General features: G+C 35.4%; 6 protein-coding genes. All 6 read right to left on the bottom strand.

What is annotated here, in order from left to right:
- Nucleotides 1-5: 5 nt before the first annotated feature.
- Complete coding sequence (locus tag BP92_RS0104235) at nucleotides 6-1,763, bottom strand: aromatic amino acid hydroxylase (RefSeq protein ID WP_026724905.1); 1,758 nt, start codon at nucleotides 1,761-1,763, stop codon at nucleotides 6-8.
- 91 nt (nucleotides 1,764-1,854) lie between these two features.
- Nucleotides 1,855-4,692, bottom strand: a complete 2,838-nt coding sequence (locus BP92_RS0104230; protein WP_026724904.1) for an AsmA family protein — start codon at nucleotides 4,690-4,692, stop codon at nucleotides 1,855-1,857.
- Nucleotides 4,693-4,796: 104 nt separating this feature from the next.
- Entirely contained in the window at nucleotides 4,797-9,977 is a 5,181-nt protein-coding gene (locus BP92_RS0104225; RefSeq protein WP_026724903.1) for a T9SS type B sorting domain-containing protein, read from the bottom strand.
- A 94-nt stretch (nucleotides 9,978-10,071) separates the two neighbouring features.
- The gene (locus BP92_RS0104220) at nucleotides 10,072-10,605 is read right to left on the bottom strand and encodes a DUF4136 domain-containing protein (RefSeq protein ID WP_026724902.1); all 534 of its coding nucleotides are present in this window, start codon (nucleotides 10,603-10,605) and stop codon (nucleotides 10,072-10,074) included.
- Between the two features lie 63 nt (nucleotides 10,606-10,668).
- Complete coding sequence (locus tag BP92_RS0104215) at nucleotides 10,669-12,645, bottom strand: urocanate hydratase (protein WP_026724901.1); 1,977 nt, start codon at nucleotides 12,643-12,645, stop codon at nucleotides 10,669-10,671.
- A 347-nt stretch (nucleotides 12,646-12,992) separates the two neighbouring features.
- Nucleotides 12,993-13,175 carry a DUF5522 domain-containing protein gene (locus BP92_RS0104210; RefSeq protein ID WP_026724900.1) on the bottom strand — a complete coding sequence of 61 codons (183 nt, stop codon included), beginning with the start codon at nucleotides 13,173-13,175 and terminating at the stop codon, nucleotides 12,993-12,995.

Here is a 13,175-nt window from a genome sequence, read left to right as displayed (position 1 = left end):
TTTGGTCAGGCGTTAGCTTTCTCAAAAATCAATTCCAATCCATTGTCAACTAAATGAGCAATTTCTGGGCGATTATTTTTTACTTTCTCCAAGTGATTTAGAACTTTATCTACTAAATCTGAATTTCCTTCTTTTTTAGCTAATTCCGCAATCTCTACTGATAACAACCAATCATTTGGATGTCCAGCAGAAACCGAAGCAAATGCCTCTTTTAAAGTAGTTGAAGCAGGTTTTCCTTCTCTAATATTGCGAACACTTAAATATAATTTTTCTAATTCTTCTCTCTCAGCCGATTTTTTCTGTTTAATCGTTTGTGAAGACGGAACGTGATTAATCATATCAAAACTATTCACATCAGCTGGACCTGAAAAAGCAGAAATTACTTTTTTGCCAACCGCCATGTCATAAATGCCCCATTCTGGTTGGAAAAGAACTGTGTCGTTGTGAGTAACGGTACAATTTTTAAATTTAATCAATAAGATCTCACCTTGTAAATTGCGTGTTCCAGTTACAATTTCACCTACAACTTTGATATTTCCTTCAAATTCTAAAGTTACTTGTTCGCCTTCGTAAATATCATAAGCACGTAAATCTCTCGGACTCATTTCTTCAATGGCTAAGTTGATGCCTTTTAGTTTTCCAATTGGCGAACCAAAGCCTTCTGCGTGATATTCTGTTCCGTGACCTACTAATTCTTTTTCTCTGTAGGATAGAGCTGTTTTTCCTGTAGTTTGAACATAAACTGGTTTTCCTTCGTCTTCAATAACATTCGTGAAAACTCCCGAAATTTGAAGTCCAGTGCTTAATTCGATAGTTCCTAAAGCATTCGAATTAATCAATTTTTTGATTCCCGATAACCCTCCAGTTCGTAATGCCATTTTATTCGCAAACTCCTCTAAAACTTGACTCAATTGAGCAAAATCAGATGTTACATAAAGTTGCGGTTGTGGTTTTGTAATATCGAAACTTTGATCGGCTGCCGAAATATCATAGGGAATTTTCTTTACGTTGTCCGTCATACACCAAGCACTTTCTCCAATTGAAGAAAGTAATCCTGCGCCATAGATTTTTGGATTATCAACCGTTCCAATCAAACCGTATTCGACTGTCCACCAATGTAAATTTCGAATGCGAGACATTTCCGATAATTCACCCATATTATTCTGTAAGAAATCCACTTGCTCTTCCGCTTTTTTGATTTCTTCTTCTGGTGTATCTTCTGCTTCTTTTAAAATCGAAAGTAAACGAATGGCTTCATACAATTCATAATCACGTGCCGACGAAATCGCTTTACAACCAATTTCACCAAAACGTCTTAAATATTCCGCATATTCTGGATTCGCAATAATAGGAGCGTGACCAGCACCTTCGTGAATAATATCTGGAGCTGGAGTGTATTCAATGTGTTCTAATTGGCGAATATCGCAAGCAATAACTAACACATTATACGCTTGAAATTCCATAAAGGCATTAGGTGGAATAAATCCATCAACAGCAACTGCGGCCCAACCGATTTCTTTTAAAATTCGGTTCATGCCGTACATGTTTGGAATATTGTCGATTTCCAAACCTGTTTTTTGTAAACCTTCTAAATACGAACTATGAGCAACTTTTGAAAGATAATCTACATTTTTACGCATAACATAACGCCAAACGGCTTGATTAATAGGCGTATAATCATCATAAACTTGTGGCTTGATGAATTGTTTTAAATGTTTTGGTAATCTGTCAATCAGTGGATTACTTTCAAAATGCGTTTCCATAATTTTACTTGTGATGTTTGACGTAAAATTACGACTTTTTCACAAAGAAGGAAAACATTTTGAGAATTTGATACAACTAAATGGGATAGTACTATTCTGTTTTTTCAACAGGAACGGCTGGTTCAATCTTAGGGACACTATCATTCTGAATGGTTGGAGTAGGAGTGGTAGTTGCAGGAACCGTCGTATTAATAGGCGTTACACCATCAACATATTCCGTCTCTTCTAAATCCTCTGATTTTCTTCCTAATTTGATGTCTGGATTTTCTTGTGTTCCCAAAACTTTAATTGGAATTCCAATAATGCCTAAAGGTGGTAATCCAACACGCATTTTTAAGTTTAATTTACCATCTAAACTCGTTTGTCCTTCAAAACGTAACCTAAAACCAGCAACTTTAAATTTGAAACGATCAACAGTTACAATATTGTTTTTAATGTTTGTTTTGATGTCAACTTTGGAAATATCAGGATCTTTGATGTCTGGATTTTCGGTTTTAGCTGAAACGACATTCAATAATTTAAAACCTTTCATTTTAACTTTCTTCACTGAAAGCGTTCCGCTTCCTTCTAAAGACGGCATTACAGGTTCCATTTGATTATTTAAAACACCTTTTATCGAATAATTCAAACCTACAATTCCTTCCGCGCTTTCTGCAGCGGTTACGATTTCTCGAAACATTTTAATTTCGTTGTAAGCGCGTTTAATATCAAATTCGGAAGCATTGATTTTATAATCGAAATACGCTTTTTGTGTGCCTTCGTTTTTATAAAAAGCATCCATTTTAGCGGTAGCACCAATGATACCCAAACTGCTATTTGAAAGTTGTAAACTACCGTTTTGAATGACTAAATTACCTTTTAAATTTTCAATGGTAATGTCTTCGTATTGTGTTTTTACAGCATTAGTTTGTATGGAAATATTTAAATTTGTTGGAATTTGAACTACTCCAGAAACTTCAGTTTTCTCGGTTTCATCATCCGTTTCATAAGTTAGGGTTGGAATAAATTCGTTAACATTCAAGTAATTCGATGTTAGACTAAAATTCCCTTTTAAAATTTGATTTTCCGAAAGGACAAAATTGATAACGTTTTCTAAATTTCCATTCATGGTAATATCAGACGTTCCGTATGTTCCATTGAAATTAGAAAAGTTCATTTTGTCTTGATTGAAAGTGAACAATCCGTTTTTGATTAAGAAGGGTTTTGCCAAATAAGCACTTGTAGTTCTGATGTTTTTTACTTCAAGAGTTCCACTGTTTTTTAAGTTGCCATATTTCCCACTAGTGGCGTCGCTTTGTTTTCCAACCAGACTCAAATCAGCTTTTATGAAACCGTCAACATCTAATCCTTTTTGCGAGAATACTTTGTAAATTTTGGCAACATTTAAAGTTCCTTTAGCTTTAACATCGTAAGTGATATCGTCAAAGTTTTTAAATGAAGCATTTAAATTAAAAGGTTCTCCTTCAAATGTAAAATTAGCTGGAGAAAGGATAAAAGAAGCATCTTTAAATTCACCTGTTGGGCTATTTAAGTTCGCTTTTAAATTAATATTTTGAATCGGTTTTGGATAATAAGCGGTTTGAATGAAACCGTTAGTAAGTTCAAATTTCCCTTTAGTTACGGGGAATTTTTTATCTTTTTTAATATAATCTCCTTTAGAAACGATATCGGCATCCAAACTTCCTGCTAATTTAAAATTCGGAATTTGAAGCGCATTACTCAAAAACGCCAAATCTAATTTTGATTTTACTTTTGAATCAATTTTAAGTTGTTCTCCAAAACCATCTGAAATTAAAATCGCACTTAATTTGTTTTTATTTACATCAAAATACAACGAATCTAATCGTATTTTTAGTTGATTGATGTCTAAATTTGGAAGTTTAGTATCTAAATTCAAGAAAATATTCTCAACGGGATAAGGCGCTTTTTCATGTTTTACATAACCATCTCTTACTTTGATGTTGAAATTAACTTCTGGACTTAAATTCTCAGAAGCAATATATTTTCCTTTTAAAGTTAAGAAAGCGGAGGTTGTTCCCTTCATTTTAGTTTCGGTCATCCAAGAAACATATTCGGCAGGTAAAGCAGTGAATAAATCATCTAAATCGCTGTCTTCGGTTTTTAATTTGAAATCCACTTGATAACCATTTTTCAAGAAATCAAAGAAACCCGTAAATTCAACGGGTAATTTGTTGATGACCAAATCGTTTTTCTCAAAAATAAAAGAAAGCGAATTGGTGTTGATTTTTGTGATTAAATCCGCTTTTACTTTCTTGTTTTTTAAGTATTCACTTTTGTCATAAGTAAAACTCAAACTGTCAATTCTGGCAGATGTTTTTAAACTAAAATTCGATGCTTGTAAATCACCTTTTCCTTTGTAGTTGAAACCTTTTGCTTCGATAAGAATTTTGGTTGACTTATCGTTATATACCAACTGACTATTATTGATTTGAATGTTTTCTAACTTTAAAGAGGCACTTTCAGATGAAGTTGTTGTGTCTTTAGAATTCGATTTATAGATGTTGTAATTAGCTTCTCCCTTTTGGTTGACTAATACATTAATTTTTGCCTCTTCAAGATAGATTTCTTCAATTTCAGTCTGACTTCCAAAAACTACCGACCAAACGTCGATGCCAAAACTTATTTCTTTAGCAGAAACTAACGATTTATTCTTATAAGGTTTTGAACCATTAAGATTTAATTCGTGCAAAGTCAATGTTAAAGAAGGGAAATGTTTGAAAAAGGACAATTCTGATTCGTTGAAATTTAATTCACCCTCTAAGTTTTTATTGGCCAATATTTTTACTTTTTCCGTAATGGTATCAGCAAAAACAATGGGTAATAATACAATGATTAGTAATGAAATAATAAAAGTGATTCCCGTTACTTTTAGAATTTTAACGAGTAATGTTTTTTTTGAGTTTTCCATTTTTATAGTTGTAGAGAGAGATATAGCAAAATTACTACAATTTTTTTGTGAGAATTGAAATGTTCGTAAAAAAAAAGAGCTAGTAAAAACTAACTCTTTTTTAATTATCGTTTCATGGCGAAATGCGCTTTAAATTGTTTCTTAGCTCCGTTCTCTAAATAATCAACAGTGAACCAGTAATCGGTAGATGGAAGGTTTTCTTGGTTATAAGTACCATCCCAAAACTCAACACCTTTCAACTGTTTGATTAATTTGCCATATCGGTCAAAAATATGGATTACATCTGTGTTTTGTAAACCAGCGATGTACCAAGTATCGTTGATACCGTCTCCATTTGGAGTAAAATAGTGAGGATAATCAATCACCAATAATGTATAAGTTAAATAAGTACATCCTTGTGTATCAACTACTGTTATAGTATGAGGTCCAGCACTTACATTGGTAAACACATTAGAAGATTGTAAGGTTCCTTCATCTAATGAATACATTAATGTTCCGCTTCCTCCTGTTACATTCACTGTTAAAGTGGCATTTCCACTAAAATAAGCACTTTGGGTTACAGTCATACTTACCGCTGGTGTTACAGATGTAACATTTGCAGTTACCATAGTTGTAACATCTGAAGAAACACAATTCGTAATACTATTGGTTGCAATTACACCATACGTACCTACTGCATTTGCAGTATAAGTAGCATTGTTTGAATTTGGAATCGCTACTCCATTGAAATACCATACAAAATCATAAGTAGCATTATCTAAACCAGAATCTAATGTGTACGATTGGAATGGAACTCCAAATTCATCCACACAAATTGCGCCATCAGTTAAAATTGGTGCAGGTAATGGATTAACATATACTCTAACAGTTATAGGTGTTCCAGAACAGCCAGATGAACTTGGTACAATGGTATAATCTACATAACCTTGAGTGTTGCCACTAGTTGTTAGAGTTTGAACAATTAGGGTTGATAATCCAGTAAAAGTTCCAGATAAAGCACCATTAACCCCAACCGCATTTACAGTCCAAGTAAAAGTAGTATTGTTGTTAAATGTACTAACACTAATATTAGTATTTCCACCACTACAAATTGGAGGATGAGAAGGGTTGGTAAATAATTCTGGACGTGGATTAACTAAAACCGTTACCGATTGTGGTGTTCCAACACATCCATTGAACGTTGGAGTAATTTGATAGGTTACACTTCCTTGCGATAATCCAGTTGTTGTTAAGGTCTGTTGAATATTAGTTCCTGTTCCATTAGAAGCTCCTGCTAGGTTTGTAATGTTAGTAATTACCCAACTATACACCGTTCCAGGAACACTTCCTGTAAACGAAATATTAGTAGTCTCTCCTGAACAAATTGGACCTGGGTTATTTGAAACCATTACATCTGGTATTGGATTAACTTGAACTCTTATTTGAGTTGGTGTGCCCACACAACCATTTGCTTCTGCTACAATTGTGTAGATAACTTCCACTGTTGTTGTAGTTCCAGGACTAACGGTTAATACTTGATTAATAGAATTACCGTTTCCACCTGCTGCTCCTAAAACATTCACTCCGGTAACCGTCCATGAGAAAATGGCTCCTGGAACATTACTGCTTAACTGAATATTAGTTGTGCCTCCTGAACAAAACGTTGGATTTAAATTCGTTGCAGTAACAGTTGGTGCTGGATATATTTGAATTGTCATTTGGGTATTCAAAGCACATTGCCCTGAAGTAGGAGTAAAGGTATAAGTTGTTGTTGCATTATTGTTAAATGCTGGTGACCAAGTTCCAGTGATACCATTATTTGATGTTGTTGGAAGCGGTGACGAAGTTGCTCCAGCACACATAGGCAGTACTTGGGTAAAAGTTGGAATTGTACCATTAGTTAAGGTAATAGTTCCTGTTAAACTTTGTGAGCCACATCCGCCAATAGTAGTTATGGTATAATTGTAGGGTGTTCCAATAACTCCAGTTGGATTCCCACTGATAGTTACCGTTGTCCCAGAGGTTGAAGCGGTAACACCTGCTGGTAAACCTGTGACTGTTGCTCCAGTAGCTCCATTTCCAAAAGTGTAGGAGATAGGAGTTATGTTGGTAGCACCACAAATGGTTTGGTTAGTTGTATTCGCAGCAGAATTCAAAATTAAAGAAACGTTAGGATTAACCGTAATAGTTCCGTTAAGAGTGGTTGTCCCACATGATCCTCCAGTCGTAACAATAGTATAGCTAAAAGGCGATCCAGTTGTAGTACTTGGTGTTCCAGTAATAGTTACATTATTTCCAGAAGTTGTTGCAGTAACTCCCGTTGGAAGTCCTGTAACGGTAACTCCTGTAGCACTTCCTCCAAAAGTATAAGTGATGGTATTTATTGAGGTATTAATACAAACCGATTGACTTGTAGTAGCTACAGCAGAATTTAAAACTAAAGTTGGATTTGAATTTACCGTAATAGTTCCGTTAAGAGTTACATTTCCACAATTACCACCTGTAGTTGTAATAGTATAAGAAAATGGAGAACCCGTCGTTGTAGATGGAGTTCCACTAATAGTAACATTATTTCCAGAAGTAGTAAAGTTTACTCCAGTAGGTAATCCTGTAACTGTAACCCCAGTAGCTCCATTTCCAAAAGTGTAGGAGATAGGAGTAATGGCTGAGTTAATACAAACCGATTGATTGGTTGTGCTTGAAGCAGAATTTAAAACTAAAGTTGGATTTGAATTTACAGTAATAGTTCCATTAAGAGATAAAGTCCCACATGATCCTCCAGTCGTAACAATCGAATAGCTAAATGGCGAACCAGTTGTAGTACTTGGTGTTCCTGTAATAGTTACAGTATTTCCAGAAGTTGTTGCAGTAACTCCTGTTAGAAGTCCTGTAACTGTTACTCCTGTAGCGCTTCCTCCAAAAGTATAAGAGATGGTGTTTATTGGGGTATTAATACAAACCGATTGACTTGTAGTAGCTACAGCAGAACTTAAAACTAAAGTTGGATTTGAATTTACCGTAATAGTTCCGTTAAGAGTTACATTTCCACAAGTACCACCTGTAGTTGTAATAGTATAAGAAAATGGTGAACCCGACGTTGTAGAGGGTGTCCCAGAAATAGTAACATTATTTCCGGAAGTTGTAAAGTTTACTCCAGTAGGTAATCCTGTGACAGTAACTCCAGTAGCCCCATTTCCAAAAGTGTAGGAAATTGGAGTAATGCTGGTATTTATACAAACCGTTTGATTGGTTGTGCTTGGAGCAGAATTTAAAACCAGAGTAGTATTAGGATTTACAGTGATAGTTCCATTAAGAGATAAAGTCCCACATGATCCTCCAGTTGTAACAATAGTATAGCTAAAAGGCGATCCAGTTGTAGTACTTGGTGTTCCTGTAATAGTTACAGTATTTCCAGAAGTTGTTGCAGTAACTCCTGTTGGAAGTCCTGTAACGGTAACTCCTGTAGCACTTCCTCCAAAAGTATAAGAGATGGTGTTTATTGGGGTATTAATACAAACCGATTGACTTGTAGTAGTTACAGCAGAACTTAAAACTAAAGTTGGATTTGAATTTACCGTAATAGTTCCGTTAAGAGTTGCAGTTCCACAAGTACCACCTGTAGTTGAAATAGTATAGCTAAAAGGTGAACCTGTTGTTGTACTCGGTGTTCCAGCAATAGTAACAGTATTTCCAGAAGTGGTAAAGTTTACTCCAGTAGGTAATCCTGTAACAGTAACTCCAGTAGCTCCATTTCCAAAAGTATAGGTAATAGGAGTAATGGCTGAATTAATACAAGTAGATTGTGTAGTAGTACCTGCCGCAGAGGTTAAGGTGAGTGTTGGACTTGGACATGAAGTCGAACAAGTAACGGTTTCTGGTGGTACACATGCCACGCCATTTGCAGTTATAGTAAAAACAACAGTTTGTCCTGCTGTTAAACCCGAGACTGTAAAATTGGATGGTGAAATATGAGTTCCTGTGATCGGTGCTCCACCATCTATGGTATAACTATAGGTAAAACTACTTTGCCCTACATTACTAAAATCAAAAGCTAATGAAGTAGGTGTTGAATTTGGACCATCACAAAATAAATTCAAAGAACCAGCAGTATTCACAGAAAGAGTTCCATTTAAAGTAGCATTTCCACACGAACCACCTGATGTTGTTACCGTATAGCTAAATGGTGAACCTGTTGTTGAAGAAGGAGTTCCGCTAATTGTAACAGTATTTCCCGAAACTACAAAACTGACACCGCTAGGTAAACCTGTAACCGTTGCTCCAGTTGCACTACCACCAAAAGTATAAGTAATTGGCGACATAGGAGTATTCAAACAAATATTTTGAGAAGCCGTTCCTGAAGTTAATGTTAAACTTGGCCCTCCAACGTTTATAATTACAGTGTCTGAAATCGAAGCAGCACAAGAATTTGTAGCTGTTAATGTTAAAGTAATACTGCTACCACTAGTTGCAGTTGTAGGTACTGTGTAAGAGGTTAATAAATTATTTGCTGCTGAAAAACTTCCAGATGCAGCGCTCCAAGAAACACTAGTTTGTCCTTGGGCATTTCCAGATAAATTAATTGTTTGTCCAGCACAAGCTGCAATAGGAGTAGTTCCTGCCTCAACAGTAAAGGGTTGAACAGGAGCAACACAACCATTATTCACATAAGAAGCAGTGCCCGATGGGGTGAAATTTACGGTAGCACCATTGTTCTCGGATTCAGTTCCTCCTGAAGCACCAAAAATATTTATTAAATTAGCTTTTTGATAGGTTACACTATCCGAACAACCACCTCCAAAAGAAACACTCAAAGTCCTAGTTGCTGCGGGTAAGCTGTAGTTTGCAAAATGTCCAGCAATTCTTGTTGGATTATTTTGAAATATCATGTAAATTGTAGAAGTTAAAGAACTAAATGAATTTAGGGTTATATCTAAATTTTGACTTGTTACAACAATTACAGTTGAATTTGCCGGTAAAACACCTCCAGTGGGTTCTAAAATTTGGCCGCAACCTCCAGCCGCAGTAATATTAGCATTCAATTGGGCTACTTTTGAAGCAGTTGTAGCATTTTGAATTAAGCCAAGCCAACTCTGAGCAGGCCAGTTTACACTCAACGTACTCGTATTTAAAGCTGTTCCGCCAATTTTCATTCGGAACATTTCGTTATAACCTTCGTCAGCAGTAGAGCCTGAACCATTATTACAAGCATCAACTAAAATACTTTCAATTTCAAAACACTGTGAAAAACTTTTATGGGATATTATGAATAAGCCAATTGATAGCGTTAAAATCTTTAAAAAATTCATTTCGTAGATTGCTTTATTAGAAAAGCGGATGCAAAATTACAAAAACTAATTTTTCTACAGTTAATTTAATATTATTAAAATAAAAAAGGAGAACTTAATTCTCCTTTTTTATTTGTGGTGGATATTGTGCTAATATTCTACTTACAAATTCTTTTATTACGGCCTCTTTCTTATCTCTATTTTGGGTAAGATAACCGGTTCCTTGTCCTTGCCAAACTAATTCTTTTGTTTTTGCATCTACAAAGTCAAGAAAAAGGGTTCCTTCGGGTGTGGTTGTAACTGCAGGACGATTTATTCCCATGCCCCAATAAGGTCCCCAACCCCAGCCAAATCCATAATTTTGATAAACTTCTACACGTTCACGTTCTTTGGTGAAAATATTTACAATAATATCTGGATTTTCCGACTTCGTAAAACCTTTAGTTGCCATAACTTCGTCAATTGCATTTAAGATTCTTTTTTTATCAAAGTCCGAAATGGCAATATTGTCTAAGTTATTCTTCATGTAAGCATACGTTTTGTAATTGCTAAATGTGGCATTTTTGTCATAGTCAGCATTAACATAGACAGAGCTGCAAGAAGCTAAAGTAGCAATAAAAAGTAGCGAAAGTAATTTTAATGTTTTCATAATATTTAGTTTTAAGTTTTGATTTCAGGAATAGAAGCTCAACTTGAAACTTGAAACCTGAAACTACAATAATGATTCATCAACTATATTAGGGATGGTAACTTTTAATAAAGGTTGCGTCTCCATGGCTCTTTTTATTGCAAAAATAGCACCTTCATTTCTTGCCCAACTTCTTCTCGAAATTCCGTTGTTAACATCCCAGAAAAGCATTGATTCTAAGCGTTTTGACGCTTCTTTACTACCATCAAGAACCATACCAAAACCACCATTAATTACTTCGCCCCAACCAACGCCACCGCCATTGTGAATAGAAACCCAAGTAGCACCTCGGAAACTATCTCCAATTACGTTTTGGATGGCCATGTCTGAAGTAAATCTTGAACCATCATAAATATTAGAAGTTTCACGATAAGGAGAATCAGTTCCAGAAACATCGTGATGGTCTCTTCCTAAGATTACGTAACCAATTTCACCACGAGCAATCGCTTGATTGAAGGCTTCTGCGATTTTTATTCTTCCTTCTGCATCTGCATATAAAATACGAGCTTGAGAACCAACCACCAATTTGTTTTCTTGTGCACCTTTAATCCATTGGATGTTATCCGCCATTTGTTGTTGGATTTCCTCTGGAGAATTTTTCATCATTTCTTCTAAAACATCACAAGCAATTTTATCTGTTTTAGCTAAATCTTCAGGATTTCCTGAAGCGCAAACCCATCGGAACGGACCAAATCCATAATCGAAACACATTGGTCCCATAATATCTTGAACGTAACTTGGATATTTAAAATCAATATGATTTTCTGCCATAATATCGGCTCCAGCACGAGAAGCTTCTAACAAAAAGGCATTTCCATAATCAAAGAAATACGTTCCTTTTGCAGTATGTTTGTTGATGGCTGCAGCATGACGGCGTAAGGTTTTTTGAACTTCTTCTTTAAAACGCTCCGGCTCATTTGCCATCATTTCATTTGATTGTTCAAAGGTAAATCCAATAGGGTAGTAGCCTCCAGCCCATGGGTTATGTAAAGAAGTTTGGTCAGAACCTAAATCAATATGTAAATTTTCCTGGTCAAATCGTTCCCAAACATCAACCACATTTCCTAAATAAGCAATGGAAACCACTTCTTGATTTTCTAATGCTTTTCGAACTCTAGCAACTAATAAGGTAATATCTTCTACAATTTCGTTTATCCAACCTTGTGAATGACGAATATGGGTAATTTTCGGATTTACTTCGGCACAAACGGTAACGCAACCTGCAATATTTCCAGCTTTTGGTTGAGCGCCACTCATTCCTCCTAATCCAGAAGTTACAAATAATCCGCCTTTCGGTGATTTTTTTATTTTTCTAAAACCATTTAAAACGGTGATTGTTGTTCCGTGTACAATTCCTTGTGGACCAATGTACATATAACTTCCAGCCGTCATTTGTCCGTATTGAGAAACGCCTAAAGCGTTCATTTTTTCCCAATCGTCTGGTTTGGAATAATTTGGAATAACCATTCCATTTGTAACAACAACTCTAGGTGCGTCTTTATGTGATGGAAATAAGCCCATTGGGTGACCTGAATACATGGCTAAGGTTTGTTCTTCGGTCATTTCTGCCAAATATTTCATGGTTAAGCGATATTGTGCCCAATTTTGAAAAACCGCTCCATTTCCACCATACGTAATTAGTTCGTGCGGATGTTGGGCTACAGCATAATCCAAGTTATTTTGAATCATTAGCATAATCGCTTTCGCTTGTTCAGATTTTCCTGGATATTCATGAATTGGTCGTGCATACATTTTATAATCTGGACGCAGACGATACATGTAAATTCTTCCGTAAGTTTCTAATTCCGCTTTGAATTCTGGAATTAAAGTAGCATGATGTTCGGGTTCAAAATAACGTAGCGCATTTTTTAAAGCTAATTTTTTTTCCTCCTCGGTTAGGATTTCTTTCCTTTTTGGAGCATGATTAATTTCAGTTTCATACGGTTTTGGATTGGGTAAAACCGATGGAATTCCTTCTAATATTTGTTCTTGAAATGTCATTTTAGGTGTATAGTTTGTTGTTTATTGGACACTATTGTCAAATTGAGCGAACTCAAGATGGATGTAAATAAATAATTCGTTTTTGTCAAATCGAGCTCAGTCGAGATTCTTATAAATAATTCGTTAGTTTAATAATCAGTCAAAATTATTCTTCAAAAGCCTTTTGGTTCGGCTAATTCATTTAGATTTTTAGACCTAATTAGCAAAACTAAGGGTAACGAATATCAGACCTGTGATAGGACTTATAAATTTTAATTCGGTATTTATATAACTGTATGTCCATTTTATTTTTTTATTGAAACGAAAAAGTCACCCCAAGTCTCCCAATCGCCCATTCTCTCAGTCTCCTACTTCTTCTTATTATTAGTTCCAGTTTTTTTATCAAAACCATAAGGGCAATGTCTGCACCCACTTTTACAACAATAGCCTCTTTTTAGATGGTATTTTTCTGTGAAACACTTGTATCCTTCTGGTGTATAATAGAAATCTTCACCTTCTTTTAAATTATTCGGATTTAATTCATTGTTCAT

This window comes from Flavobacterium sasangense DSM 21067, from assembly GCF_000686885.1.
GTDB classification, from domain to species: domain Bacteria; phylum Bacteroidota; class Bacteroidia; order Flavobacteriales; family Flavobacteriaceae; genus Flavobacterium; species Flavobacterium sasangense.
The sequence above is the reverse complement of the archived record's forward strand: the minus strand, read 5'-3'. Positions and strand labels throughout refer to the sequence as shown.

What these genes read in the sequence shown, in the direction of transcription:
- BP92_RS0104210 (WP_026724900.1), bottom strand. Translation starts at nt 13,175, where the DNA reads ATGAACAATGAATTAAATCCGAATAATTTAAAAGAAGGTGAAGATTTC.
- BP92_RS0104215 (WP_026724901.1), bottom strand. Translation starts at nt 12,645, where the DNA reads ATGACATTTCAAGAACAAATATTAGAAGGAATTCCATCGGTTTTACCC.
- BP92_RS0104220 (WP_026724902.1), bottom strand. Translation starts at nt 10,605, where the DNA reads ATGAAAACATTAAAATTACTTTCGCTACTTTTTATTGCTACTTTAGCT.
- BP92_RS0104230 (WP_026724904.1), bottom strand. Translation starts at nt 4,692, where the DNA reads ATGGAAAACTCAAAAAAAACATTACTCGTTAAAATTCTAAAAGTAACG.
- BP92_RS0104225 (WP_026724903.1), bottom strand. Translation starts at nt 9,977, where the DNA reads ATGAATTTTTTAAAGATTTTAACGCTATCAATTGGCTTATTCATAATA.
- BP92_RS0104235 (WP_026724905.1), bottom strand. Translation starts at nt 1,763, where the DNA reads ATGGAAACGCATTTTGAAAGTAATCCACTGATTGACAGATTACCAAAA.